This window comes from Parabacteroides sp. KHUB-01, assembly GCF_056640935.1.
Genome location: NZ_CM153256.1, coordinates 2,858,123 through 2,884,286, shown reverse-complemented (window position 1 = coordinate 2,884,286; position 26,164 = coordinate 2,858,123). Strand labels below are relative to the sequence as shown.

The following is a 26,164-nucleotide window of genomic DNA, read 5'->3' as shown; positions in this document are numbered from 1 at the left end:
TTAGCGGCTGATAAAAAGCCATGCATCCTTATAAGGAGAGTTGTTTCTGAAATTCTCCAAATAAGACTCTGCTTCTGCCCTATTATCAAATTTCTTTGAATAAACACGGAACTTTCCTCCGCGCTCAATCATATCTGTATAAGGAAATTGTTTTCTGTCCACCTTAGCCAGGAACTTATCTGCCTGGTCTTTGTCCGGGAAACTAGCAATAACGATATGAAACATTTTCTGCTGCGGAAGCGGAGCTTTCTTTTCTTCAGCCACAACTGTTTTTTCAGCTACAACAGGCTTTGGTTCCGGCTTCGGTTCATCAATAACAGGAGAAACTGTCAGTTCTGGAACTTCATTTTCAACAGCCGTTTCATTATTATATACGCCAGTATAATTTACCATCTCTGTCGGGACAAAGCTAGCCTTATATGCAGCATGGTTCACATCGCGCACCGGAGTAGACACCACCAGGAACAAAGAAACAGCAGCCACCGATGCAGCCACAGTTCTGATAAAACGACGGCTCACAGGGATATACAGCACATCCTCGTGCGCTTTTGCAGATTTTCTTTCCTCTGTCACTGCAGTTCTTTCAGCGGCTTCAAGTTCAGCCAATGTAGGAATGCTGAAAGAAGTAAGTCCATAAGAATAGACCGACATAATATCCGTTGTTTTAGGCACAAACACCACCTGGCCTTCATCCCCCATACGGAAACAACCGATAAAGCCCAACGAAACTTCACCGGCAGAATGCAACTCAGATTTCAACTCTTCAATATCCTGAATCAGCATCTGCTGCGCTTTATCATAATCTGTATGATAAGCCTGCATATACGACTCACACAACAGACCGTCATTATGCTGCAAAGTAGTATTAAACATCACTTCCTTGCTCATAGGAACAAACATGGATTTCTCGGCATTGTATGAAGCATTCACCGCCTGAATTACAAAGCCGCCAAAACCCGGAACTATGACACAATCCTGTGTCAATAACAGTCTTTCGATATGTATAGTTAGTCTAAGCATACCACAAAGGTAAATATCTTTCGTCAGAAAGCAAAAGAGTATTCTTTTTTTCTACTATTTTTGCAAAGGAAAAATAATAACTTTTAAGTTTCGAAAGCTGCTCGACTCAAAAGTTGACAAGGCTTCAGAGACAAGTTGACAAGGTCAGAACACCTGTAATTTCTCGAATTATTATCTGAATACCTTGTCACCTAGTCAACTCGTCACCTCGTCAACTGAATGTTGATCTTGCGAAACTTAATAACAAAAGCCGTTTACAAATTTAATAAAATGCTTAATTTGCTATACAATCCTCGTTTCCTTCCATTCCTTACCGGATGGCTTGCCGACAGAATTTTCGGAGACCCAGTTTCATTGCCTCACCCTGTGATATATTTCGGCAAAGCCATATCAGCCGGGGAAAAAATCCTGAACAAAGGTGATAATCGCAGGGAAAAAGGAGCATTTCTTGCCATTACGTTAATTCTTGCCACATTCGGACTGACATTAGCAATCTTATATATAGCTAATATGTTCAGTTATGTCCTGGCATATATAATAACCGCCATTGGTGTATTTTTCTGCCTCGCAGGAAAAACCCTTATCAATGAAGTGCGGATGGTTTTCGAAGCTGTTGACAGAAGTACCGAAGAAGGACGAATTCAAGTTGGCAGAATTGTCGGTCGCGACACAGCAAATCTTTCACCACAGGAAATAAGGGCAGCAGCACTTGAAACCTTAGCCGAGAATCTAAGCGACGGAGTGATTGCCCCAATGTTCTGGTTCCTTATTTTCGGACTTCCGGGAATGATGGCATATAAAATGGTGAACACTCTCGACTCAATGATAGGATATAAAAACGAAAGATACATAAAATTCGGAACAGCAGCAGCCCTGATTGACGACGTTGCCAACTACATACCGGCACGCATCACCGCAATTTTCATGCTCCTTGTTTCCGGAAATATCAGCAAATGGAAATTCGTCAAAGAATTTGGTCCGGCTCATGCCAGTCCCAATTCCGGATATCCCGAAGCTGCACTTGCCGCAATTCTGAACTGCCGCTTTGGAGGAACTCACGACTATTTCGGCAAACCGGTGTATAAGCCATATATCGGAACACACGAACGTGAATTCAGCACAATCGACATGATAGTTGCCGTGAGAGTGAACGAAAGGACAGAATTGTTCATGGGAATAATTATTTGTCTGCTTTCTTTCTTATAGAAACAAAGCTTTTTCAGTAACTTTGCCGATAATTTCCAAAAGATACAATTTTGTCAACTCATCACTTGTATCTTTTCCTTTAAACAACAGAAAGAAAACAAAACAATAATATAAAAAATGGAAGTAAGACTAAACAAACTTTTAAGTGACTCGGGATTATGTTCTCGTCGCGAAGCAGACATATTTATTGAGATGGGACGTGTCACCGTGAACGGCCAACTTCCCAGTATCGGACAGAAAGTAACCGAAACAGACATCGTCCTTGTTGACGGCGAGCAAGTTCGTTTCGGCAAACACTCAGTTGCCGGTACAATCAAAGCGGCTCCGGGCAAATCAAAGAATCTCATTATGGGTGAGCCCGTAAACAAACAGATCAGACGAAGCCCGTCAAAGTCAAAATCATTCAGCGGATACAAACCGTCATCATCTTCTGCCTCATCAGGCGAAAGACGCGAGCACTACGGAAAATACAACAAATATGCTGCTGCCCGCCGTGCTGCCAAGGAAAGAGAAGAAAAAAATAACGGTTCCGGAAAACCAACTATCGACCGCGAACAGGCTTTCCGTGAAGCATTACAGCCAAAGTTCGGCAAATCACTCGGACGCTCAGCAGTTGCTCAACGTGTAGCAGCATCTCCAAAGTCGGCTGCTCTCAGAAAAACAAGCCGCAACAATCCGGTGAACAAAGCCAAACGTGCGGCAGAAAGAAAAAGACAAAATGACAATGAATAAAAAAATAACATTAGTCACCGGTGGAGAACGCTCCGGCAAGAGCGGATTCGCACAAAAAATGGCTTTAAGTGAAACTCCTCATCCTGTTTATCTGGCAACATCCAGAATATGGGACGAGGAGTTTCGTCTAAGAGTCCTGCGCCATCAGGCAGACCGTGGTCCGGAATGGACAAATATCGAGGAGGAAAAAGAACTCAGCAAACACAATGTTGAAGGCAGAGTTGTAATCATCGACTGCGTTACTCTATGGCTTACAAATTTCTTCTTCGACAACGAAAAGGAAAAGTCAATCGACGAAATCCTCGAAATGGCAAAACAGGAATTCACCCGTTTTACATCTCAAAACGCACATTTCATATTCGTAACCAATGAAATTGGAATGGGAGGTGTGCCTATCGACCCGGTTCAAAGGAAATTCACCGACTTGCAAGGATGGATGAATCAGTTCATAGCGTCGAATGCAGACGAGGTGTTTCTGATGGTTAGCGGAATACCGATGGAAGTGAAGAATAGGTGACAAGGAAACAAGGCTTCAGATACAAGAAATATATTTCATCTCCCTTTTCAACTCGTCACCTCATCAACTTGTCAACTAAAATAAACTTAATAATATCATGATCAAATTCAACATAGAACGACCAGATGAAAATATCAGTGACAAACTGATTGACAAAATCAACAATCTTACAAAACCCAAAGGTTCATTGGGCAGACTCGAAGAACTTGCCCGCCAAATTGGTCTGATTCAACAGACTTTATCTCCTAAACTTTCACACCCGGTCAACGTAATATATGCCTCAGACCACGGCATTGCCGACGAAGGAGTCAGCCTGTCTCCAAAAGAAGTGACCAGACAGGTTATATATAACTTCCTTAACGGTGGCGCCGGAGTATGCTATCTGGCAAGACAACACGGATTCGAAATAAAAATCGTTGACGGTGGCGTTGACTATGATTTCCCAGAAAATCCTAGAATCATCAACAGAAAGATTAGAAAAGGAACACGTAATTTCCTTTACGAAGCTGCTATGACATACGAGGAAATGGAAAAGGCGCTTGAATATGGAGCAGAAATTGTTGAACAATGCTTCAACGAAGGCTGCAACATCATCAGCTTCGGCGAAATGGGTATAGGCAACACTTCAGCATCAAGCATGTGGATGACTTGCCTCACTGGAATTCCTTTGGACAAATGCGTGGGCGCCGGCAGTGGACTCGACAAAAACGGTGTGAACCATAAATATAATGTACTGAAGAAATCTCTTGAAAACTATAAGGGCGATGGCTCAACACTCGATGTCATGCGATATTTCGGCGGCTATGAAATGGTGATGGCCGTGGGCGGAATGCTTAAAGCTGCAGAATTGAAAATGATTATCCTTGTTGACGGATTCATTATGACAAACTGCGTGCTTGCTGCTTCACGCCTATATCCTGATATGCTCCACTATTGTATCTTCGGTCATTGTGGCGACGAAGCCGGACACCGCCGTGTGCTCGACAGCCTCAACGCAAAACCTCTCCTCGACCTTGGTTTGCGCCTTGGCGAAGGTTCCGGAGCTATTTGTGCATATCCTATTGTAGATTCTGCCGTTCGTATGATTAATGAAATGCATACGTTTGAGCAGGAGGCGATAACGAAGTATTTTTAAGGAGACAAAAAATGTTACGCATCCTAGCAGCACTCATATTCTTCACCCGCCTGCCGTTCTGGAAACTTGCCGAAGTTCCGGCAACATATTTCAAGAACATAGTCAGCATGTGGCCTTTGGCAGGATGGCTCACTTCCGGAATCAGCGTGTTTGTCCTGTTACTGGCATCACAATTCTTCCCCGCTGAAGTTTCCGTTTTGTTTGCCATAATAAGCAGACTGCTTGTTACGGGGTGCCTTCACGAAGACGGGCTTGCCGATTTCTTCGACGGTTTCGGTGGTGGAACAAGCCGCGAGAGAATACTATCAATAATGAAGGATTCACACATAGGCAGCTATGGAGTGATTGGCCTGATTATGTATTTTCTGCTTCTGTATCTCACCCTTTCATCAATGCCATTGCAACTGGCAGCCGCAGCCATACTGACCGGCGACCCTCTGTGCAAAGGCATTTCCGGAATGATAATAAACCGCCTTCCCTATGCCCGCAACGAGCAGGAAGCCAAAAACAAAACAGTATATAGCAGGATGACAACAAACGAATATATAATATGCATAGCCACAGCAGCCATTCCATTGCTGTGGCTTCCGGATGCATATTATTTGTTTGCAATAATTATCCCGGTTATCGTATGGTATTCTCTCACATCATTTATGAAAAAGAAAATCGACGGATATACCGGCGACTGCTGCGGAGCCACATTCCTGCTGACCGAGCTGAGTTTCTATCTTGCAATTCTGGCTATTAAAACAACATTCCTATGATAGTATATCTTGTCAGACATACATCCGTAAATGTTCCCAAAGGAATAACCTACGGATTTTCCGATGTTGAACTGAACAACACATTCGAGGAAGAAGCCGCAAAAACCAAGGCTGAACTCGAAAACATCAGTTTCGACGAAGTATTCTGCAGCCCGCTCACCCGATGCCGCAGACTTGCCGATTATTGCGGATTCAAAAATCCAATTATCGACAATCGCCTGAAGGAAATGAATTTCGGAGACTGGGAAATGAAATCGTGGGACGAAATATATGCCGACCCGCTCTCAAAAGAATGGTTCAGAAACTGGACAGACACACGCACTCCGAACGGCGAATCACTCAGAGACCAATATCAGCGAGTAGCAGATTTTCTTTCCGAGAAAAAAGCACAACACTACAATAAAATTTGCATCTTTGCTCACGGAGGTGTACTCACATGTGCAAGAGTATTCGCTAAGGAATATCCAATAGAAGACGCATTCAAAAGCATCCCCCAATACGGAGAAGTGATAAAAATTGAAATATAGCAGGCAGTATGGATATAATACACTTAAACAGCATTGACACATACAACAAGCTTTACGGACTTCCCACAAAGCACCCGTTAGTCACAGTTGTCGACCTTACAAAGTCAACCGGCTCAGTCAATCACGTCAGAATGAACTATGGCGTATATGCGCTATATCTGAAAAACGGAATCAATTGTACGCTGAAATATGGCAGGCAATACTACGACTATCAGGAAGGAACAATCGTAAGTTTTGCCCCCGGACAAATTGTAGAAGTTGAAATGAAAGACGAAGAAATCCGTCCCGAAGTATATGGCATACTGTTTCATCCGGACCTGATTTACGGAACCAATCTTGGCGAGAAAATCAAGCAATACACATTTTTCGACTATGCGCAAAACGAAGCCCTGCATCTCTCCGCCCTGGAAAGAAGTACAATCATCGACTGTCTGAAAAAAATCGACCATGAGCTGGATTATCCCGTTGATAAACATTCACGTGACATCCTCACAACTCATATCGAACTTATCCTGGACTATTGCATGCGTTTCTACGACCGCCAGTTCTGCACACGAAAAAAAGCGAACAGCGATGTTCTCACCAAATTCGAGAATCTTCTGAATGAATATTTCAGAAACAAAGACAAAATAAACGGTCTCCCGTCAGTAAAATATTTTGCCAACGAAATCTGTCTTTCCACCGGCTATTTCGGCGACCTGATAAAAAAAGAGACAGGTAAAACAGCCCAAGAATATATCCAGCACAAAATAATCAGTCTGTCCAAAACCGAACTTATCAACGGAAAACAGAATATCAGCGAAATCGCATATTCCCTTGGTTTCCAATATCCTCAGCATTTCATCAGACTGTTCAAGAAAATCGAAGGCTGCACTCCTGGAGAGTTTAAGGAGAGATTTTTGGTGGGATAAGATCTTTAATCTAAATTGAAATATTAAATAGCATGACTAAAGAAGAATTCTTAGAAGATAAATATATTAAGTGCTTCATTAAATGGTTTATTGAGAAATTAACTAGTGGATTTAGCCACAGTTATAATACAAAGAAACCAAAAAAAGAATATAACTTCAAATCCATATATGAGGCTTATGAAAAATATGAATGGAATGGTAAAAACCTTGATGAGAACAATAAAGAATTAAAACAATGGAGTGACTTATTAACCAAAAGTATAGAAAATAATAACGAAACTGAATGTAAAAATATATGCAGAAACATACTTAAATGGGGTGGAATAAATAAAACAAAAATTATAACTGAAACACCTGACTTAATTGGAATATTAAAGGAAGCAAAAATAAAACTTAGTAAAGATGAGATTCATAGCCATAACTATTATAATAATATTCTTATGAGTACAGGGTTATCTAAAATTTATTCTCTCTACATCCCTGATTTCATAATATATGATAGCCGTGTAGGAGCTGCCATATGCCATTTAGTAAGGGAGTTCTGTATTGAAAAAAAACTAGATTTTATTCCTGAAAATTTAAAATTTGCTTATACTTCAGGAAAATCAAAATCAAATCGTAACCCCAATACTAATACTTTCAAATTTACATATTGCAGCGTAAGCCATAAGTATCAATATATTATTACTAATATTAAAGCAAACTGGCTACTAAAAGAAATATTAAATAAAAGTTCATTGTTTAAAAATTTGAGAGAAATTGAAGCTGCTTTATTTATGATTGGTTATGAGATTCCTACAATATCATAATAAATCAGACAGCTAAGTTCTTATCTCTTTTTTAATAAAAAAACAAACATAATTTTGGCTGAAGACCTTTAACTTTACAGGAAGGTTTTGCAAAAATAAATATTGAATTTAGAAAACTTACAATTTGAAATTAATCAATAAGTTTCAAATTGTAAGTTTTCTGAATTTAATAATAACTCCAACCCTTATTAAACATTAAAAGGAATAAATTATCAAACCTTCCCAAACCCCAAATACCTATCCCAAAACCTCTCATATACCTGACTGTAACGCTTTGGAAGGTTTTGAACCATCACATTTACAAAATCCTCAAGAGTGATGGAAGTTAGTTTATAGGCATATTCCGGTTTCAGATAATCCGACACTGACTTTATTTCTTCAGCTGTTGACGGATGATCTTTTGGTGCAATCACTACGGAATAAGAATCTTTCAGACCTTCAACAATTCTATACTTTTCGGTAAGTAATATATTTCTGTAAATCTGCGTCAGTTTTACTTTTCTTTCGCTCAACAACTCTTCAAATTCCGAGCAGAACAAGCCAGTTTCGAGCAACATTTGTTTTTGTTCCTGCGAATTACGAGCTTCATTAACTCCAAGCACATCTGTATATTTTGTTTCAATGGCTATAATTTGCTCACAACCATTATCGTCAACAAATTTGATGAATGCGTCCATTGCAGACTTATCTTTTGTGTATTTATCTATTGGGGTCGGTATAAATTCCAGACCTATTTCAATAACATTGCTAATAGGAATATTCTTAAACACCGACTTTATTGCGGATGAAACTTTTTCCGGCTCTTCGTCCAATAGAAGCATCAAAGGGTGAAACAGATTGAAAGCCATTGGCATACTGGACAGAAGGTTGTTAAACAAACGAAACTCATCAATTGTTTCAGATTCTTTTCTGTTTTCCACTCTTTTCCTGGCATATTCAAAAGTCTCCTGCATCAGGAAATTTTTCCCGGAAACTTCTCCTCCGGTAATCATATTTCCATATAGCCTTTTGGAATTTTTTGTTGGTCCGACACCTTCTTTTTCTCCAATCTCGACTCTATATATTGATTGAAGCAATCTTGCTTTTTTAGTAAATGAGTTGTCACTCTTACATTGATTTCCGTATTTTTCCATTTTATTCACTGTAAAATATAATTCTGTTCTCTTTCACGTTTTCTTCTTTCCTGTTCTTCTCTCTCTCTTTGTATTTCACGATTTCTTTGTTTGAGTCTCGCAATAGTTTCCTCGTTATATTCGAGTTTGCCTTTTCTGCCGGATTTCCCTGTATTCTCAGACGAACGGTTAACCAATGATTCATACGGTGCAAATTTCTCGCTTCGCCACCAGTAAATGAAACGCCGTTTGTAATCGTTGATTTTCTCCAGCGTATGCTCTTCGCCGACGGATATGATGTGAGATTCGAACATATTCATCACAAGCTCCAGTTTGTCCACCGCACGTGTGCCTTTTCCGCTACTACGGCATACATGGCTCAACCAGTCGTTGTCTTTCAGCATTTCCTGGCGCCAATTCTCATACTTGCTCTTTCCGTACATCTTTGCTTCAATGGCATTGAGCTTGTCAATCGGTTGCAGAGACACTTCGCTTGCCGGATTTTCATTATTTGAAGAATTTTCAGAAGAATTTTCCTCGTGCGCGCGCGCACACTCTCTCTCAATTAAATTTTTATTTTCTTTTTTTTCCTCTGCTTTTCTTTCCTTTACTTTATTTTCCTTTCCTTTACTTTGTGGCATTTTTTCCGAATTAACCTGGGTTTCTTCCGAAATAACTCCTGCATTAAGCAAATAAGGTAAGGATGATAGGTCGATATTGCTTTTTGATTTTGCAGAAAAATAGCGGTTCTGTATTTCTTGAGACGTCAGTACATGATATTTTTCCCAGATTTCAGCATCAAAGAGTTTAATCTTTACCAAGTAATCAATCATCGGTTCAGCTTCTTCATCTTTCAAATTAAAGACGTCGGCAAATTCGAACAATTCATTATCTCCTATTTCCAGGAAATATGAATTGTTATAGATTTCGCACAGCAAATGTATATATGCCATAAATCCTTTTTCACCATATTTTCTTAAGGCTCGGCGTATTTTTACATTGTGCAGGATATTAATATCCATAGGGAAATAATCCAGTCCTTTTTTTATTGGTCGTGCCATAATATTTAATGTTTTAAGATTACAATATACAACGGTTAACTTCATTTATTTTTCTATTATAAATCACTACTGCTTCACAAATTCAACTTTCTGATAGCAAGTTGCACTTGCGAAACAAGCTGATGATATTTAAAAAGTCATCTAATCATTCATATAGTTAAAATTAAATCAAGTTTTTATTATCACAAATATAATAAATTTATTATACTTTTACAAATAATTCATTATAAAAAACAATACTATTCCAAACATATTCCACAACAAAACAGAGGTTGAAAGCATGAGAATAATATCAATAAAAATTTTCTGAAATAGGACTAGTTACACGATAAAATGGGGCAATATATATTTCATCACGGGGCCGTATATATTTCATCATACGACTATATATATTTTTGATTGATTTGGATATAGAAACATTTATATATTATCTTTATCAGATTAAATTACTGAATAAAACGTATTCATAAAGAATATAAAATTCCTTCCGAATCCGACAAGATTTTCTTCCGAAAGCAATTTGGTTTACTTACGGAAGAAAAACAATTTCTTCCGGATGTATTTCAGCCATGGAGCTGTTATTTTTTATTAAACGCCACAATCATATAATTTCGAAATCTCCCGAAAAACACTATTTTTGTAAAAAACAATTTTACTCAATCATGAATCATAACAACCCGAAAAAACAACAAATTTTAGTAGTTGGCAGCACAAATACAGATATGGTAATAAAGACGAAGAAATTGCCTCGTCCGGGAGAGACCATACTGGGAGGAACATTTCTTATGAATCCTGGAGGAAAAGGAGCGAATCAGGCAGTTGCGGTGGCACGGCTTGGCGGAGAGGTTTCTTTCATTTGCAAGACCGGGAATGATATGTTTGGAAAGCAGTCGCGCGAATTATTCGAAAAGGAAGGTATTGATTCTTCATATATGTTTTCGGACTCTGAAAATCCTTCGGGTGTGGCGCTTATTACCGTTGATGAAAATGCTGAAAATTGCATAGCAGTGGCTTCGGGTGCCAACGGTAATCTGAGAACTGAGGATATCGACAAGGTTAAAGAGGCTTTTGAACGGGCTGACATTGTTCTGATGCAATTGGAAATTCCTATGGAAACTGTTGAATATGTAGCGCACAAGGCTTCTGAGATGGGAAAGAAAGTTATACTGAATCCGGCTCCGGCTTCTGCCCTTTCTCCTGCCCTGCTCAAGAATTTATATATGATAACTCCAAACGAAACTGAGGCTGAGATAATTTCCGGCGTTAAAATCACCGACGAGGATTCTGCTTTTGAAGCTGCTAAGGTTATTTCAAAATCGGGTGTTCCTTGTGTTATCATTACTTTGGGTTCGAAAGGGGCGCTTATATATTCCGAAACGATACAAAAAATTATACCGGCTTATAAGGTTAAGGCTGTTGACACAACGGCTGCCGGAGATGTGTTCAACGGAGCTCTGGCTGTTGCTCTTTCGGAAGGTTGGCAACTTGAGGATGCTGTGAGATTCGGCTGCAAGGCTTCGGCTATTTCTGTTTGCCGTGAGGGCGCACAGTCGTCAGTGCCTTATCGGGGTGAAGTTGATATTTTAAGTTGAACTATTAAAAACATAAATCATACCATGAAACATTTTTTGAAATACACTTTATTATTTACGACATCTATGTTGATACCGTCGTGTGCACAAAAGGAGGCAGACTCCAAGCCTGTTCCTGAGAAATATTCTATTTCAAAAGAAGCTCTTCTTGACAAAATCAAAGGTGGATGGGCTGGACAGACCATCGGCTGCACGTTTGGAGGACCTACGGAATTCAAATATAACGGCACAATGATTCAGGAATATGTTCCTATCGTGTGGCCGGACGGATATATCAAATGGTGGTATGAAAATTCTCCCGGTTTATATGATGATGTGTATATGGACCTGACTTTCGTTGATGTGTTCGACCGCTTGGGACTTGATGCCCCGACAGATTCTTTTGCTGTGGCTTTTGCAACTGCCGGATATCCACTTTGGCATGCCAACCAGGCTGCACGATACAATATATTGAACGGGATTATGCCTCCTGAGTCCGGAAATTGGATGAACAATCCTCATGCTGACGACTTGGATTATCAGATTGAGGCTGATTATGCCGGTCTGATGTCGCCGGGAATGCCTAATTCTGCCTCTGAGGTGTCGGATAAAATAGGACATATAATGAACTATGGTGATGGTTGGTATGGTGGAGTTTATATAGGGGCAATGTATTCTCTGGCTTTCGTTTCCGATAATATTGAGTTTATTGTTAACGAAGCTTTGAAAACTATTCCTAAGGAAAGCAACTATTACAAATGTATGAGCGACGTCATACGCTGGCATAAAGAGTATCCTGAGGACTGGAAGCAGGCTTGGTTTGAATGCGAGAAAAAGTGGAGTTCGGACATTGGTTGCCCGGACGGTGTGTTTGTGCCTTTCAATATTGACGCAACTATCAACAGTGCTTATATCCTGATAGGACTGCTGTATGGCAACGGTGATTTCCAAAAGACTATGGATATTTCCACGCGCTGCGGACAGGATTCCGACTGCAATCCTGCATCTGCTGCTGGTATTTTAGGTACGATTATTGGATATGACAGCATTCCGGAGTATTGGAAAAAGAATCTGAGAGAAGTTGAGGATATGAATTTTGCCTATACAGATATATCATTGAACAAGACTTATCAGATGAGTTATAACCAGGCTTTGCAAATGATTGAGAGAAATGGCGGGGAAATAGGAGAAAACGAAGTTACGATAAAATACCAGAAGCCTGTTCCCGTAAGATTCGAAAAATCATTTGAAGGAATGTATCCAACCGGAAAGCAAGTTGTAAATAAAGGGATTCAGGATGCCGGAGAATTGTCTTTCGAAGGAAACGGTGTTGTGTTCAAAGGAGGTGTTGCTTCTTCTGACGAGAATTATGTAGCAGAGGTTGAGATGTATATTGACGGAGAATTAACTGAGAAGGCAAAACTTCCTGCGTCATTCGCCAAACGGCGTCATGAGTTGTTCTGGAAATATTTGTTGCCAGAAGGCAAACATACTGCGACATTCAAATGGCTTAATCCACAAAAGGGAGCTTCAATAAATTTGAGCGAGATGGTGGTTTATGGGGAACGTTGATTATTACAAAAAGAAATGACACGTTCGTTAAGTTATATATTCATTTATGTATTTACTATTGCTGCAAGTTTTTCTTGCAGTAATAGTAAGAGGATATGCCAATTTCGACATATCCTCTAATCCTATATCATTGAATCACGATGATATTCAATTATAATGCAAATTAAATTATAAGCCTAAATCCTTGAACGTACGTGGAACAGGAGTCTTAGGAAGAGGCTTACGGTCTTTCAGCTGTTCTAGAACAACTTGAATGGCTTTTTCCAGTTGTTCATCCTCACCCATCTGTTCCTTGACCGGATCGTTGTCTATAAGGATATCCGGATCTACTCCATGATTTTCGACAATCCACTGACCGGTCTTGGCATCATAATTGGTAAAGAAAGGAACACGGATATCTGTGCCGTCCATATAAGGCAGCGAACCGCTAATACCTACAATTCCACCCCAAGTACGGGTACCAATGACCGTACCAAGATTATTTGCCTTAAAACTCCATGGGAACAGGTCGCCATCGGATGCAGAATATTTATTAATCAACAGAACCTTAGGGCCATATTGAGTGGCATCGGGAATTGTTCCGTTTTTGCTCGAATTACGATACATGGTCATACGGTACGGCTTACGGAGCAAACGCTCGATTATCATCGGCGAGACATTGCCACCACCGTTGGCACGGTCGTCAATAATCAATGCTTCCTTGTCAAGTTGAGGATAGAAGTAACGGGCAAATTCATTCAGACCTTCAGGTCCCATGTCCGGAATATAGATATATCCCACACGGCCTTGCGTTGCTTCTTCCACACGTTTCAGATTTTTCTGCACCCAATTGTAATGGTATAACGGATATTCATTATCGGTAGGGGTAACGACCACTTTACGTCCTCCTTTAGCTGCCTGTGTATTGATGGTAAGTTCGGTCAGGACATTTGCTTTTCCAACCAGCAGCTTGTAGATATTATCAACTGTTGTAACCGAAACTCCGTCGATAGCAGTAATATAATCTCCTTCATGAATATTCAAGCCGACTTCCGTCAAAGGCGAGCGCAGACTTTTGCTATATGGTGCTCCCTGGATTATTTTGTCGATGCGGTAATATCCGCTCTTGTCACGACTCAACTCTGCTCCCAACAATCCCATCGGAATACGTTCGGCGCGCTTACATTCGCCTGGATTTACATATGCATGTCCACAAGCCAATTCGCTAATCATTTCACTGATAATATAATTCAGGTCAAAACGTGTTTTGGCATGCGGCACCAGCACCTGATATTTGGCTTTGACTGCCTTCCAGTCTATCCCGTGCATATTCTCCAAATAGAATCCGTCACGATAGGCTCTCCAAGCCTCATCGAAAATCTGTGCCCATTCCTGGCTGTAATCTATGGTGGCAACCATATCGGACAAGTTCACAGGGTCATTAAAGGAAAGTTTACCCATTGTGAGTTTGGACACATACCATTTGTTGTTCTGTAAGCATATTACATTATTGTCCGAAGTGGGATTTCCTGACAGTATTGCATTTTCCGCAACTACTTCATCCTTCTGGGTGTCCAGATTAAATGCATGTATATCTCCTTTACTTTGATACCAGACTGCCTTTCCGTCCGAATAAAAATTATAATAGTTATCCGCCTCTAACGGAAGCTTGATAATCCGGGCATATATATCATCGGTATCAATCTTCATCGCGGCATTTTCCTTTTTGTCGTCTTTCTTCTTGCCGGATGCGTCGGCAGCGATATTATCCTTTGAATCTGATCCAAGAGCATCCTCTGAGAGGAATGGGGACGGAGTGGATAAAGCCAGAGGAACCAGATAAATGCCTCCCATACGAGTATAGACATGATTCCATTCCAAGCGTCCGTAAACAGGATTGAAATCTCTATCAGAACTGAATATCAAGTATTTTCCATCAGAACTGAATACCGGTCCGGAAGAGTTATACCATTTTTCAGTTACCGGATATTCCTTGCCCGACTTTAAATTATAGATATAAACTACCGACATATCATTCGAAGCAGGTTTTGTGTATGTAATCCACTGGCTGTCGGCAGAAAAAGACACATTCCTGAATTCAGCTTCAGGATTCTGCATCAACACTTTCTTTGTTTTGGAAGACACATCTACCACGACGACACGATTCTTACGATCAGTATATAAGATTGTCTTGCTATCAGGACTCCATTCCAACTGACGGATATAAGTATCATTGTCTTTGGTCAGCTGGACAGGCTCTCCTCCTTCTGCCGGCTCGAGCCAGATTTCGGTTTCGCCGGTACGGTCGGAAATGTAAGCGATGTATTTACCGTCTGCCGACCATTCGGCATCTCTTTCATGAGCTCCAGGAGTATGTGTGATATTGCGTGTGACACCTTTTGCAACCGGTACGTCGAAAACTTCCCCACGGGCAGTGACAGCCAGACGTTTTCCGTTTGGAGACAAACTTATGGCCGTCAAGTCATCGGCAACATGTTTCTGCTCTGTGCGTGCATACACATTCTCGCCATTTAGGGTGATATGTATCTGTTCCGACTTGCGGGTCTTTGGATCTAAACGATAGATATAACCGCCGTGTTCATATACAATGGTATTTCCGTCTGAGCTAGGGAACTTCACGTCGTAATCCGTATAATCCGTAACTTTTTCTGTCTGTCCGGTCTTGGTATTATAGACAAACAGATTCATCGTCATGTCGCGGTCCGACGCAAAGAAAATCTCATCTCCAATCCACATCGGGAAAATATCCTGAGCCACGTTATTTGTGACATTTATCACCTTCTTGGCTTCGGTATCATAAATCCATATATCATCTGCCATTCCTCCACGGTAATATTTCCAGCTTCGGAATTCACGGAACACACGGTTATATGCCAACTTCTTCCCGTCCGGGGAATAAGAACAGAAACCACCTTCAGGCAATGGAAGTGCTTCGGGCATTCCACCATCCTTTCCTACATGCCAAAGCTTTCCTTGAAATCCGTCGCCTATGCGGTTGCGGTAAACAATCTCTTTACCGTCGGGCGACCAAGCCATGACAATATTGTTTGGTCCCATACGATCACCCAAATCATCCCGACTGTTTGTAGAGGTATAAGTCAGACGTTGCGGTTCTCCACCACCGGAAGGAATCAGATAAACCTCTGTGTTACCATCATACTGCCCTGTAAAAGCAATAGATTTGCCGTCAGGAGAATAGTGAGGGAAAATTTCATATCCTACGTGAGAAGTCAGACGCTGTGCCTCTCCACCCGACAAAGGAGCACGATACAAATCACCTGCATAAGTGAACACTACATCTGTTCCATTTGTAGAAGGGAAACGAAGTAACCGTGCTTCATCCGCATGGACAAAAGCACTCAGTCCTGCTACAAATGTCATAAAACAAAATACCTTTCTCATAACTCCAAAATTTACTCTTTTAATACAAGCAAAATTATGCATTTATGTTTAAAATTGTAAGGGTGCAAGCCTCTTAATATATAAGATAACCAATTGCAGGTGTACCTAAATTTACATTATATGAAAAAGACAAGTCAGAAACTTAGAAAATTAAGGAGTGCAAAAAACGTACTTGCACATCAAAAGGAAAGACGATAAGAATATAATTATTAACGTTTCGCGAAATAAGATAATAATTGTAATTTTACAAACGCTAATAATATCTTCAAACAGTTATTTATTAGAATATCACAACATTAAAAAGACAAATGTGAAGGTAGCTTATCACCGAAACACGGCAAGAATTAAATTCTGTTCTTATTGGCCTGCTATAGATGGTAAAGTCCTTACCACTTTCACACCACAGCTTCTTCGTAAGTTTTTTGATAAGCCTATAAAACCTCAAAAAACCTAAAATAAATAGATATGAAAACCTTTATTTTATTTCTCAGTTTATTCGTATCTACCTCGTTGTTTGCCCAAAGTTATCAGCAATTCGAGGCCAAAGATACAGGGAGTCGTGTTTACTTGGAACAGAAATCATCTGTTCGTTCTCTTCGGCTGAATGAAAAGACTTATTATAAAGATACTCAATATGAGATTGTGAAGAAGAATGAATTGATGAAACAATTGGCTGCTGTATTTCAAAAATATTTTGTTGGACTGACAGATGAAGAGATGACTTTATTGAAACCCGTGCAATATGTTTTCCTATTCGATAAAGATGGCAAAATATATGAATTCCGAGTACATTTTGATAAAAAAGTGGAGCCGATAATCCTCAAATACGAAGCTGCAATATATCATTTCGGAGAAGAATTTGTCGGTTTTGACCTCTCTCCCTATATAGATACTTTTTCTAATCCGAATTTTGCAGGTAGCGATTGTTATATTCAATTATTTATGCCCATGCGTTTTCTTCCCAAAGAATAGTATGCAAAAATATTCCGTGCAAGCTGCAACGGCTCTTGCGATGCCAGCGCGAATAACTCTGCAGACTGCAACGATTTCAGTTTTGAAACTGAAAATAAGTAAGTAAAATATTTGTAGCAGAAATTGACCAAGATATGACTGCCAACCGATGCTGGATGGTCTTCATTTTGAAACAAAAATATACGAAAAAAGCACCGTAATCGATTGTTATACGGTGCTTTGACTCTTTGAGTGAAGGTTTAATTGAATACCTTCTTTTAGTCTCGTGCGGAAGCTGGGGGATTCGAACCCCCGGAACGGTTACCCGTTCGGCAGTTTAGCAAACTGCTGGTTTCAGCCACTCACCCAAACTTCCTTATTATGGGCTATCCTTCTGAATTGCGATGCAAAGATAGACGTTATTTTTTAATAAACAAACCTTTTTGTGACTTTTCTTTCAAAAAAAGATAGTATTTTTGCAGCGGTTTCTGATAATCAACCGTTTATATTTATGCAAAAATTAAAAAAATCAACAAGAATAATTCTTTCGGCATCTGCTTTATGCCTTTTTGCCCTTATTGCCATATGTTGCTATTTCTATCATATCGCATATTCACCTAATTTCAATAACAATAAAACAGTATATATATATATTGATAAAGAAATGACTTTCGACGGATTATGCCGCCAATTAGCTGATTCGGCAAATTGCGAATCTGTGGCATCATTCCGCCGTGTGGCTTCTCTCCTGAAATATCCGGACAATATGAAAACCGGTTGTTATGCTATTGAGCCTTCTGTTGATAATCTTTCCCTAGTAAGGGATTTAAGGAGCGGACATCAGCACGCAATAACTGTTACGTTCAATAATATCAGGACTAAGGATAATCTGATAGAGGCTTTGGACAAAAGGCTGATGCTGACTGCCGGCGAACTTGAGGGTTTCCTGAACGATTCGGTGTGGTGCGCATCTATGGGTTTCAACACTGAAACAATATCGACTATGTTCATACCTAATACTTATGAGGTATATTGGAATACTTCGGCAAAGAATTTCATGAACCGCATGAAAAAGGAATATGACAGATTCTGGAACGACAGCAGAAAAGCAAAGGCAAAAGAAATTGGTATGTCTCCGGTGGAAGTGGCTATTCTTGCATCCATAGTGGAAGAGGAAACTGCCGCTTACGATGAATATCCGGTTGTTGCCGGCCTTTACATCAACCGCCTTAAAAGAAATATTCCACTGCAGGCAGATCCGACCGTGAAATTCGCATGGGGCGATTTCACTCTGCAAAGGATTCTGTTCTCGCATTTGGAAATTGATTCGCCATATAATACATACAAGCATACGGGATTGCCACCGGGACCACTGAGAATCCCTTCAATCAAAGGTCTTGATGCTGTTCTGAACTATCAGAAACATTCCTATTTATATATGTGCGCAAAGGAAGATTTATCCGGAAGACACAACTTCGCAAAGACACTTGCCGAACACAGCCGCAACGCAAAAAAATATCAAGCTGAACTAAACAGAAGAAAGATTAAATAAAATCGTTTCTTTTTTCCGAGAAAAAGTGTACATTTGAAAATTCTAATGTAATAGTTAACAAGGCTACAGATACAAGTTGACAAGAAGATAGAAGAATACTCCTCGTCAACTTGTTAACTTGTCAACTCATCATATTAGAAATTTCAGTAACAAATTCTATTAACATTAAGATATTATTACTTATGGAAAAACATCTTTTTCTCGGAGACGAAGCTATTGCACAAGCTGCAATTGATGCCGGACTTTCCGGTGTATATGCTTATCCGGGAACACCATCTACGGAAATAACCGAATACATCCAGAATTCGCCTGTGGCAAAAGAAAAAGGTATTCACTCACGCTGGTGTGCCAACGAAAAGACAGCTATGGAAGCTGCCTTGGGTATGAGTTTTGCCGGAAAGAGATCTCTTTGCTGTATGAAGCATGTCGGCATGAATGTTGCTGCTGACTGTTTCATGAATGCTGCCATGAGCGGAGTTAACGGAGGTATGATTATAATCACTGCCGACGACCCGTCGATGCACTCTTCACAAAACGAGCAGGACAACCGTATGTATGGTAATTTTGCCATGATTCCGGTGCTTGAACCATCAAGCCAGCAGGAAGCATACGATATGGTTTATGAGGGTTTTGAATTGTCAGAGAAACTGGGTTATCCTATTCTTATCCGTATCACTACTCGTATGGCTCACTCACGTGCCGGAGTTCAGACTAAGGAACCGAAACCGGAAAACAAGACTAACTGTCTGCCTGATGCAAGACAGCGTTTCATCCTTTTGCCTGCTTTGGCTCGTAAACGCTACAAAGCATTGATTGCTGCTCAGGAAGTGTTTGAGAATGAATCTGAAAATTCTCGCTTCAATCAGTATTTTGATGCTCCTAACAAGAAAATGGGTATCATAACAACTGGTATTGCTTTCAACTATTTGTCTGAAAATTATCCTGATGGCTTTGAATATCCTGTGTTGAAAATCACACAATATCCTGCGCCAGTCAATAAAATACAGAAACTTTTTGATGAATGCGACGAAATCCTTGTGCTTGAAGAAGGTTATCCAGTATTGGAAGCTCAGCTGAAAGGAATCCTCAACGGTGGAAAAACAATCCACGGCAGACTTGACGGAACTTTGCAGCGCGACGGCGAGCTGACTCCGGATGCAGTAGGCAAGGCTTTGGGAAAAGAAATCACACAATATTATGCAACTCCGGAAGTTGTTGAGCAGCGTCCGCCTGCATTGTGCCAGGGTTGCGGTCACCGAGATGTTTATCAGGCTCTGAACGATGTGCTTGCCGAATATGAAGATCCGAAAGTGTTTGGCGATATCGGCTGTTACACTTTGGGTGCTTTGCCTCCATTCCGTGCAATTGACTCATGTATTGATATGGGTGCTTCTATCACTATGGCTAAAGGTGCTTCGGATGCAGGAGTTTATCCGGCTGTATCAGTGATTGGCGACTCAACTTTCACTCATTCCGGAATGACAGGATTGCTTGACTGTGTGAACGAAAACACTAATATCACAATCATCATCTCCGACAACGAAACTACAGCAATGACCGGAGGACAGGATTCTGCCGGAACAGGAAGACTGGAAGCTATTTGTGCCGGAATAGGTGTGGCTCCTGAACATATCAGAGTGATGATTCCTCTAAAGAAGAACTACGAGGAGATGAAGCAAATCATACGCGAGGAAATCAATTATCATGGTGTTTCTGTGATTATCCCGCGCCGCGAATGTATTCAAACGTTAACCAGAAAGAAAAGAGCTAGTAAGAAATGAAAACAGACATAATATTATCAGGTGTTGGAGGACAGGGAATCCTTTCCATAGCAGCTGTTATCGGACAGGCTGCCCTTGAAGAAGGACTATATATGAAACAGGCTGAAGTTCACGGAATGAGCCAGCGCGGTGGTGACGTGCAGTCAAATCTGCGCCTTTCGGACAAGCCTATTGCTTCTGACTTGATTCCACTGGGACAGGCAGACCTTATTATCTCGCTCGAACCTATGGAAAGTCTAAGATATCTTCCTTATCTGAAGAAAGACGGATGGTTGGTTACAAATTCACAGCCGTTCATTAACATTCCTAATTATCCGGAAATTGAAAAAGTGAATGAAGCCTTGGATGCACTTCCTAACAAGGTTGTACTCGACGTTGAGGCTATTGCCAAAGATGCGGGTTCTGCAAGAGCTTCAAACATTGTGATGCTTGGCGCTGCCGCTCCTTTTATCGGAATTGAATTTGACAAAATAGCAGAAGGTGTTAAGAGTATTTTTGCACGCAAAGGTGAAGAAGTTGTAAATCTCAATCTTAAGGCTCTGAAAGCCGGATATGAGATGGCACAGAACAAAAAACAGTAAATACTGTTTCGGCAATGCGTTAGAAAATATTTTCTGACACGAATACAGAAACACAGAGACACGTAGAATACAGAGACTTTTATTAAATTTATAATCAATTTATTACCTCTGTAACTTTGTGCCTCTGTGTTTATTTTTTTCTGTTGTCAACTTGTTAAATTGAAATCCGGCTTGCGAAACTTTAATTAATGATTGAATTCAGATAATATAGGATGCGGCTCGGCATATCAAAATCAAAAACAAGTTTTTTATTTTGCTCTGCACTCGCCTTTCACTATATTTGTATCATAACTTTAATATCATCAATATGAGAAAGAAACTGATTATGGCCCTTATCGCCTTGTTTTCAATAAGCAACCTGACGTATGCCGAAAAAGGTGACAAAGTGAATGTTGGCGACAATGTTCCTTCTTTCACTATCACAGAAGATAACGGCACAAAAATATCGTCGGATAAGTATAAGGGCAAAGTAACACTGATTACATTCTTCGCCACATGGTGTCCGCCATGCCAGAAAGAACTTGCCGAATATCAGAAGGATTTATGGCCAAAATATAAGGACAACAAAGATTTTGCCCTTGTGGTGATTGGCAGAGAGCACAGCTCGGCTGACTTACAGAAATATAATCAGAAGAAAGGATTTACTTTCCCTCTTTATCCTGACAAGAACCGTATGATTTATAACTCTTTTGCCGAGAATCTTATTCCTCGCTGCTATCTGATTGACAAATCAGGAAAGGTGGTGTATGCCGGAAAAGGGTTTAAGGAAGAGGATTATAAGGAGCTGGTGAAGGCGATTGATAAGGCGTTGGGGGAATAAGAAGTTAAGAAGTCAAGGAGTTAAGTAGTCAAGAAGGAATTTCTGAAATCCTGTTGCCTTGTTAACTCTTCTACTTTCAATTTTCAATTTAACTTGTTTTCTGTAGTCTTGTCAACTTGTTAACTCGTCAACTAATAAACTAATAAACTAACAAACTCAAAACATATGCATTACAAAAACATCCACGTAATATACTATTCCCCAACCCACACTTCAGCACGCATTGCTCATGCTATTGTGGAAGGAATGAAAGCTCAGGTATATCACGAAACAGATATTACCTGCAAAATGCCGGAAAAAGAAGAAGTAATTGAAGACGAACTTGTAATTGTTGCAGCACCGGTATATGGTGGCAGATTGCCTAAAATTGCAATTGACAGACTTAAGATGTTCAAAGGAACAGGCTGTCCGGTTATTCCGGTTGTCCTATATGGCAACAGAGATTATGAAGATGCTCTTCTTGAACTGTGTGACTTGATGAAAGAACAAGGCTTCTTGCCAATTGCTGCCGGAGCATTTATCGGCGAACATTCGTTCAGCCGACCTGGCTTCCCTATTGCAGAAGGTCGTCCTGACGACAAAGACCACGAAATTGCCATGAAATTTGGAGAAAAAGCATTGAGCAAACTTCACGATATTGAAACTGTAGAAGATATCGAACCGCTGGAAGTTCGTGGAAATCGTCCGTATAAGGAGTTGCGTCCGTCAACACCTCAGGCACCGGTCACAAACCAGTCTGTTTGCATCAAGTGTGGCCACTGTATAAAAGTTTGTCCTACAGGTGCAATGTCTCTGCATGGAATGATGATATACAGCGATGCTGACAAATGTACAAAATGCTGCGCTTGTGTAAAGGAATGTCCAGTTGAAGCTCTTACATTCGACACTCCATACACGAAGATGCTGTTTGAGAATTTTAGTGCGAGAAAGGAACCGGAGGTTTTTATTTGAGGAATTGAGAAGTTGAGGAGTCAAGTAGTTAAGTAGATAATACTTGTTTCCTGTAGCCTTGTCAACTCGTCAACTTTCAACTTTCAATTTTCAATTTCAATGACTGAACATCTTCACAAACTGAACATACCTGATAAAAGCATTTTGCCCGAGAAATTCACTTTCCCGTTCAACTACACTCCTCACCCGCTTTGCATCAAAGCGTCTGAGCAGGTGCAAATTTATTTGAAGGAAAAAGTGAACTCTGATTCCAGTTGGAAAGAAGAGCTTGATAAGGGCAAGATGTTCGGAGTTCTGATTGTGGAAGATTCATCAGGAAATATCGGTTTTGTTTCTGCCTATTCAGGAAACATTTGTGGCTATAACAAATGGGAATATTTTGTTCCTCCTGTTTATGACCTTCTTTCTCCGGACGGATATTTTGTTTCCGAAGAAGCTGAAATTACTGCAATTAACCATAATATATCCAACACACTGGAAGGTGAGGAATATAAGGAAATATGCAAAAGTATCGAGACTTGCAGAACTGAAGCAGAAATTCAGCTCAGCAACCTCAAGCAGCAGATGAAAGAATCGAAAGAGAAGAGAGACGAGATGAGGAAAAGCTCTCTGACAGACGAGGAAGAAAAACAGCTTATCAGAGAAAGCCAGTTTCAGAAAGCAGAATATAAAAGGGTGGAAAAAGACTGGAAACAGAAAATATCTGCTCTTACAGAAAAGAAAGAAATATTAGATTCGCAAATAAGCAAATGGAAAGAAGAGAGGAAACGCCGCTCTGCTGTGTTGCAGAAAAAGCTTTTTTCTTCTTTCCGTATGCTCAATGCCAAAGGCGAGGTGAAAGATTTATGTGAGATTTTTGCCTCAACACCGCAGCTTGTCCCTCCTGCCGGAGCCGGCGAATGTGCTGCTCCAAAGATGCTTCAGTATGCTTTTGCCAACGGACTCGCACCAATAGCAATGGCAGAATTCTGGTGGGGAAATTCTCCAAAAAACGAAATCCGCAGACATGGTTATTTTTATCCTTCGTGCAAGCATAAATGTGAACCTATATTGGGACATATGCTTCAGGGATTGGATGTTGAGGATAATCCTGTGGAACGTAATATATCGGAAGATTTCAAACCTGAGATTCTATTTGAGGACGAATGGATTGTGGCTGTAAACAAGCCGGAAGGAGTCCTTTCTGTTCCGGGAAAATCCGGAAACGAATCTGTGCAGACATGGGCACAAAAGCAATATCCCGATGCTACAGGACCGATGATTGTTCACCGTCTGGATATGGCAACATCCGGAATACTTCTGATTGCAAAAACAAAGGAAGTGCACCAGCATTTGCAAGCTCAGTTCAAGAACAGAAATATAAAGAAAAAATATATTGCCCTGCTGGACGGACTGATTGACGGAGACAAAGGAGAAATAAATCTCCCTATTTGCCCAAATCCAGACGACCGCCCAAGACAGACTGTAAATTTCGAATACGGGAAACCGGCTCTCACATCATTCGAAGTGATAAATACAGATGCCGAAAGAAAAATTACCCGAATAGCCTTTTATCCGCATACGGGCAGAACTCACCAGTTGCGTGTTCATTCAGCACACGAAAAAGGTTTGAACACTCCTATACTTGGCGACGAACTATATGGGAAAAAAGCAGAAAGATTATATCTTCATGCAGAAAGTATAGAGTTTGTTCATCCTGCGACAAACAAACTCATATCAATAACCTGCAAGCCTGATTTCTGACAAATCAGTACTCCTTGCCAAGCATCCTTGCCGGAGAGCCATGCCAGGAGCAGCCAAGGCAATAAACCTCAGTCATATCAAAACCGGCAGTATCTGCGTCCGGATTCTTGGGAACAACACTTCCGTCTGTCATCACATAAACAAGAAGACGCTCACCTTCCGCATTCTTCACATACATAGATGCGATTTTACATTGAGGGCATAGTTTTTTTCTCATAAGCTAAATGTTTGTGGAGGCGAATATAAGAATAAAATACTTAGTTTTTGCAAGATTTGGTTTTAGTTGACGAGTTGGCTCCTTGACTTCTTAACTCCCCAACCCCAGTCAAATTTACCATACAGTTAACATAAAGACCAACTTATGAGAAAAAAAGACTTGTCAGAATCAATAAAATTCACGAATTTTGCACGTTCTTGCGATTGAGTAAAATCACAAAAGCAATCACAGTTCTAAGCTATTAAGCTATTAGAATATCAAACATTAAAAAATACAAGTCGTTATTATTTTAATTCCGTCAACAATTTTATGAAAGATATTTGTTGTATAGGGCATATTACTTTGGATAAAAATGTAACTCCAAAGCAAACAGTTTATATGCCTGGAGGCACGTCTTTTTATTTCAGTCATGCCATTAAGAATTTAAAAAACTCTAGTAACTATAAATTAGTAACATCATTGGCAAAAACTGAATATAAATCAGTTGAAGATTTACGTGCTGAAGGAATAGACGTTCAAGTCTTTCCAAGTAAGAAAACATTGTTTTTCGAAAATATCTATGGAGAAAATCCTAATGAAAGAAAGCAGAAAGTATTGGCAAAAGCTGACCCTTTCAACGTAGATAATCTTAAAGAAGAAGATGCCAAATTCTTTCACTTAGGAACTCTCACTTCTGAAGATTTCTCACTGGACGTAATAAAGATGCTTTCAAAAAAAGGAATTCTTTCTGTTGATGCTCAAGGATATCTTAGAGAAATAAAAGACGAAAAAGTTATTGCCGTTGATTGGGAAAACAAAATTGAAGCTCTTAAATATATCGACATATTGAAGGTGAACGAATATGAGGCAGAAATAATTACAGGATATTCTGATTACAAAAAAGCAGCCAAACAACTTGCTGATTGGGGCGTAAAAGAAGTTCTGCTCACACTTGGAAGTCTTGGTTCAATTATTTATGCTGATAATGTATATTACAAGATTCCAGCATATCCGCCAAAAGAAGTTGTTGACGCAACAGGTTGCGGAGATACATATATGACCGGATATCTTTATATGAGGAATCAGGGTGCATCATTCCAGGAAGCCGGATGTTTTGCTGCTGCTATTTCAACAGCCAAGCTACAGAATCACGGACCTTTCAGCGGAACAGAAGATGAGGTCTGGGATATTATGAATAAAAGTGAGTTGAAGCCGGAAATTATATAAGCAGATACAAGTTGACAAGGGAA

Annotated in this window: 23 protein-coding genes and 1 tRNA gene; 18 read left to right on the top strand and 6 right to left on the bottom strand. The window is 40.2% G+C overall.

Annotation, left to right across the window (positions count from 1 at the left end; genetic code table 11):
* Nucleotides 1–1,020 (bottom strand): HU domain-containing protein, encoded by a 1,020-nt coding sequence (locus ACYIAR_RS12305; RefSeq protein ID WP_480329845.1) that lies wholly within the window; start codon nt 1,018–1,020, stop codon nt 1–3.
* Between the two features lie 270 nt (nt 1,021–1,290).
* On the opposite strand from ACYIAR_RS12305, the gene cbiB reads away from it, so the two are divergent.
* The 8 genes from cbiB to ACYIAR_RS12265 all read left to right on the top strand — a co-directional run bounded on the left by cbiB (nt 1,291) and on the right by ACYIAR_RS12265 (nt 7,621).
* The gene (cbiB, locus tag ACYIAR_RS12300) at nt 1,291–2,226 is read left to right on the top strand and encodes an adenosylcobinamide-phosphate synthase CbiB (RefSeq protein WP_480329844.1); all 936 of its coding nucleotides are present in this window, start codon (nt 1,291–1,293) and stop codon (nt 2,224–2,226) included.
* 117 nt (nt 2,227–2,343) lie between these two features.
* A complete protein-coding gene (locus tag ACYIAR_RS12295) occupies nt 2,344–2,958 on the top strand; it encodes a S4 domain-containing protein (protein ID WP_480329843.1) in 615 nt (204 codons plus the stop codon).
* Nucleotides 2,951–3,475 (top strand): bifunctional adenosylcobinamide kinase/adenosylcobinamide-phosphate guanylyltransferase, encoded by a 525-nt coding sequence (gene cobU / locus ACYIAR_RS12290; protein ID WP_480329842.1) that lies wholly within the window; start codon nt 2,951–2,953, stop codon nt 3,473–3,475. The genes ACYIAR_RS12295 and cobU overlap by 8 nt, the downstream gene beginning before the upstream one ends.
* Before the next feature lie 97 nt (nt 3,476–3,572).
* Nucleotides 3,573–4,610, top strand: a complete 1,038-nt coding sequence (gene cobT, locus ACYIAR_RS12285; protein WP_480329841.1) for a nicotinate-nucleotide--dimethylbenzimidazole phosphoribosyltransferase — start codon at nt 3,573–3,575, stop codon at nt 4,608–4,610.
* Between the two features lie 11 nt (nt 4,611–4,621).
* Nucleotides 4,622–5,374 (top strand): adenosylcobinamide-GDP ribazoletransferase, encoded by a 753-nt coding sequence (cobS, locus tag ACYIAR_RS12280; RefSeq protein WP_480329840.1) that lies wholly within the window; start codon nt 4,622–4,624, stop codon nt 5,372–5,374.
* Nucleotides 5,371–5,901 carry an alpha-ribazole phosphatase gene (gene cobC, locus ACYIAR_RS12275; protein WP_480329839.1) on the top strand — a complete coding sequence of 177 codons (531 nt, stop codon included), beginning with the start codon at nt 5,371–5,373 and terminating at the stop codon, nt 5,899–5,901. Before cobS ends, cobC begins: the two co-directional genes overlap by 4 nt.
* A gap of 8 nt (nt 5,902–5,909) precedes the next feature.
* The gene (locus ACYIAR_RS12270; RefSeq protein WP_480329838.1) at nt 5,910–6,812 is read left to right on the top strand and encodes a helix-turn-helix domain-containing protein; all 903 of its coding nucleotides are present in this window, start codon (nt 5,910–5,912) and stop codon (nt 6,810–6,812) included.
* 32 nt (nt 6,813–6,844) lie between these two features.
* Nucleotides 6,845–7,621, top strand: coding sequence for a hypothetical protein (locus ACYIAR_RS12265; protein WP_480329837.1), 777 nt, complete (start codon nt 6,845–6,847; stop codon nt 7,619–7,621).
* A 212-nt stretch (nt 7,622–7,833) separates the two neighbouring features.
* Here the strand turns inward: ACYIAR_RS12265 and ACYIAR_RS12260 are convergent, their stop codons facing one another.
* Nucleotides 7,834–8,754 carry a PGN_0703 family putative restriction endonuclease gene (locus ACYIAR_RS12260; RefSeq protein WP_480329836.1) on the bottom strand — a complete coding sequence of 307 codons (921 nt, stop codon included), beginning with the start codon at nt 8,752–8,754 and terminating at the stop codon, nt 7,834–7,836.
* A 5-nt stretch (nt 8,755–8,759) separates the two neighbouring features.
* On the bottom strand, nt 8,760–9,794 hold the full coding sequence (locus tag ACYIAR_RS12255; protein WP_480329835.1) for a DUF4373 domain-containing protein: 1,035 nt from the start codon (nt 9,792–9,794) through the stop codon (nt 8,760–8,762).
* Nucleotides 9,795–10,456: 662 nt separating this feature from the next.
* On the opposite strand from ACYIAR_RS12255, the gene rbsK reads away from it, so the two are divergent.
* Both rbsK and ACYIAR_RS12245 read left to right on the top strand, forming a co-directional pair.
* On the top strand, nt 10,457–11,386 hold the full coding sequence (rbsK, locus tag ACYIAR_RS12250; RefSeq protein WP_480329834.1) for a ribokinase: 930 nt from the start codon (nt 10,457–10,459) through the stop codon (nt 11,384–11,386).
* Between the two features lie 66 nt (nt 11,387–11,452).
* Nucleotides 11,453–12,937 carry an ADP-ribosylglycohydrolase family protein gene (locus tag ACYIAR_RS12245; protein ID WP_480333643.1) on the top strand — a complete coding sequence of 495 codons (1,485 nt, stop codon included), beginning with the start codon at nt 11,453–11,455 and terminating at the stop codon, nt 12,935–12,937.
* A 168-nt stretch (nt 12,938–13,105) separates the two neighbouring features.
* Here ACYIAR_RS12245 and ACYIAR_RS12240 read toward each other — a convergent pair whose 3' ends face one another.
* Entirely contained in the window at nt 13,106–16,339 is a 3,234-nt protein-coding gene (locus ACYIAR_RS12240) for a S41 family peptidase (protein WP_480329833.1), read from the bottom strand.
* A gap of 465 nt (nt 16,340–16,804) precedes the next feature.
* Here ACYIAR_RS12240 and ACYIAR_RS12235 point away from each other — a divergent pair, with 465 nt between their 5' ends.
* The gene (locus ACYIAR_RS12235) at nt 16,805–17,311 is read left to right on the top strand and encodes a hypothetical protein (RefSeq protein WP_480329832.1); all 507 of its coding nucleotides are present in this window, start codon (nt 16,805–16,807) and stop codon (nt 17,309–17,311) included.
* Nucleotides 17,312–17,579: 268 nt separating this feature from the next.
* Here the strand turns inward: ACYIAR_RS12235 and ACYIAR_RS12230 are convergent.
* A tRNA-Ser gene (locus tag ACYIAR_RS12230) sits at nt 17,580–17,666 on the bottom strand.
* A gap of 135 nt (nt 17,667–17,801) precedes the next feature.
* Here ACYIAR_RS12230 and mltG point away from each other — a divergent pair.
* The 6 genes from mltG (at nt 17,802) to ACYIAR_RS12200 (ending at nt 24,718) form a co-directional block, all read left to right on the top strand.
* Nucleotides 17,802–18,842: an endolytic transglycosylase MltG gene (mltG, locus tag ACYIAR_RS12225; RefSeq protein WP_480329831.1), complete on the top strand. Its 1,041-nt coding sequence runs from the start codon at nt 17,802–17,804 to the stop codon at nt 18,840–18,842.
* 182 nt (nt 18,843–19,024) lie between these two features.
* On the top strand, nt 19,025–20,623 hold the full coding sequence (locus tag ACYIAR_RS12220; protein ID WP_480329830.1) for a thiamine pyrophosphate-dependent enzyme: 1,599 nt from the start codon (nt 19,025–19,027) through the stop codon (nt 20,621–20,623).
* Complete coding sequence (locus tag ACYIAR_RS12215) at nt 20,620–21,204, top strand: indolepyruvate oxidoreductase subunit beta (RefSeq protein WP_480329829.1); 585 nt, start codon at nt 20,620–20,622, stop codon at nt 21,202–21,204. The genes ACYIAR_RS12220 and ACYIAR_RS12215 overlap by 4 nt, the downstream gene beginning before the upstream one ends.
* 307 nt (nt 21,205–21,511) lie before the next feature.
* On the top strand, nt 21,512–22,024 hold the full coding sequence (locus ACYIAR_RS12210) for a TlpA family protein disulfide reductase (RefSeq protein ID WP_480329828.1): 513 nt from the start codon (nt 21,512–21,514) through the stop codon (nt 22,022–22,024).
* 165 nt (nt 22,025–22,189) lie between these two features.
* The gene (locus ACYIAR_RS12205; RefSeq protein ID WP_480329827.1) at nt 22,190–22,975 is read left to right on the top strand and encodes a 4Fe-4S binding protein; all 786 of its coding nucleotides are present in this window, start codon (nt 22,190–22,192) and stop codon (nt 22,973–22,975) included.
* 99 nt (nt 22,976–23,074) lie between these two features.
* Nucleotides 23,075–24,718: an RluA family pseudouridine synthase gene (locus tag ACYIAR_RS12200; RefSeq protein WP_480329826.1), complete on the top strand. Its 1,644-nt coding sequence runs from the start codon at nt 23,075–23,077 to the stop codon at nt 24,716–24,718.
* A gap of 4 nt (nt 24,719–24,722) precedes the next feature.
* On the opposite strand, the gene ACYIAR_RS12195 is transcribed toward ACYIAR_RS12200, so the two are convergent.
* Nucleotides 24,723–24,935, bottom strand: a complete 213-nt coding sequence (locus ACYIAR_RS12195; RefSeq protein ID WP_480329825.1) for a hypothetical protein — start codon at nt 24,933–24,935, stop codon at nt 24,723–24,725.
* A gap of 309 nt (nt 24,936–25,244) precedes the next feature.
* Between ACYIAR_RS12195 and ACYIAR_RS12190 the strand changes: the two genes are divergently transcribed.
* On the top strand, nt 25,245–26,141 hold the full coding sequence (locus ACYIAR_RS12190) for a PfkB family carbohydrate kinase (protein ID WP_480329824.1): 897 nt from the start codon (nt 25,245–25,247) through the stop codon (nt 26,139–26,141).
* Nucleotides 26,142–26,164 lie beyond the last annotated feature (23 nt).

Excerpts from the sequence above, each read along its gene's own strand:
- cobT (WP_480329841.1), top strand. The coding sequence starts at position 3,573 with ATGATCAAATTCAACATAGAACGACCAGATGAAAATATCAGTGACAAA.
- ACYIAR_RS12205 (WP_480329827.1), top strand. The coding sequence starts at position 22,190 with ATGCATTACAAAAACATCCACGTAATATACTATTCCCCAACCCACACT.
- ACYIAR_RS12195 (WP_480329825.1), bottom strand. The coding sequence starts at position 24,935 with ATGAGAAAAAAACTATGCCCTCAATGTAAAATCGCATCTATGTATGTG.
- rbsK (WP_480329834.1), top strand. The coding sequence starts at position 10,457 with ATGAATCATAACAACCCGAAAAAACAACAAATTTTAGTAGTTGGCAGC.
- ACYIAR_RS12210 (WP_480329828.1), top strand. The coding sequence starts at position 21,512 with ATGAGAAAGAAACTGATTATGGCCCTTATCGCCTTGTTTTCAATAAGC.
- ACYIAR_RS12245 (WP_480333643.1), top strand. The coding sequence starts at position 11,453 with ATGTTGATACCGTCGTGTGCACAAAAGGAGGCAGACTCCAAGCCTGTT.
- ACYIAR_RS12255 (WP_480329835.1), bottom strand. The coding sequence starts at position 9,794 with ATGGCACGACCAATAAAAAAAGGACTGGATTATTTCCCTATGGATATT.
- cbiB (WP_480329844.1), top strand. The coding sequence starts at position 1,291 with ATGCTTAATTTGCTATACAATCCTCGTTTCCTTCCATTCCTTACCGGA.
- mltG (WP_480329831.1), top strand. The coding sequence starts at position 17,802 with ATGCAAAAATTAAAAAAATCAACAAGAATAATTCTTTCGGCATCTGCT.
- ACYIAR_RS12260 (WP_480329836.1), bottom strand. The coding sequence starts at position 8,754 with ATGGAAAAATACGGAAATCAATGTAAGAGTGACAACTCATTTACTAAA.
- ACYIAR_RS12200 (WP_480329826.1), top strand. The coding sequence starts at position 23,075 with ATGACTGAACATCTTCACAAACTGAACATACCTGATAAAAGCATTTTG.
- ACYIAR_RS12265 (WP_480329837.1), top strand. The coding sequence starts at position 6,845 with ATGACTAAAGAAGAATTCTTAGAAGATAAATATATTAAGTGCTTCATT.
- cobU (WP_480329842.1), top strand. The coding sequence starts at position 2,951 with ATGAATAAAAAAATAACATTAGTCACCGGTGGAGAACGCTCCGGCAAG.
- ACYIAR_RS12295 (WP_480329843.1), top strand. The coding sequence starts at position 2,344 with ATGGAAGTAAGACTAAACAAACTTTTAAGTGACTCGGGATTATGTTCT.
- ACYIAR_RS12235 (WP_480329832.1), top strand. The coding sequence starts at position 16,805 with ATGAAAACCTTTATTTTATTTCTCAGTTTATTCGTATCTACCTCGTTG.
- cobS (WP_480329840.1), top strand. The coding sequence starts at position 4,622 with ATGTTACGCATCCTAGCAGCACTCATATTCTTCACCCGCCTGCCGTTC.
- ACYIAR_RS12240 (WP_480329833.1), bottom strand. The coding sequence starts at position 16,339 with ATGAGAAAGGTATTTTGTTTTATGACATTTGTAGCAGGACTGAGTGCT.
- cobC (WP_480329839.1), top strand. The coding sequence starts at position 5,371 with ATGATAGTATATCTTGTCAGACATACATCCGTAAATGTTCCCAAAGGA.
- ACYIAR_RS12305 (WP_480329845.1), bottom strand. The coding sequence starts at position 1,020 with ATGCTTAGACTAACTATACATATCGAAAGACTGTTATTGACACAGGAT.
- ACYIAR_RS12190 (WP_480329824.1), top strand. The coding sequence starts at position 25,245 with ATGAAAGATATTTGTTGTATAGGGCATATTACTTTGGATAAAAATGTA.
- ACYIAR_RS12270 (WP_480329838.1), top strand. The coding sequence starts at position 5,910 with ATGGATATAATACACTTAAACAGCATTGACACATACAACAAGCTTTAC.
- ACYIAR_RS12215 (WP_480329829.1), top strand. The coding sequence starts at position 20,620 with ATGAAAACAGACATAATATTATCAGGTGTTGGAGGACAGGGAATCCTT.
- ACYIAR_RS12220 (WP_480329830.1), top strand. The coding sequence starts at position 19,025 with ATGGAAAAACATCTTTTTCTCGGAGACGAAGCTATTGCACAAGCTGCA.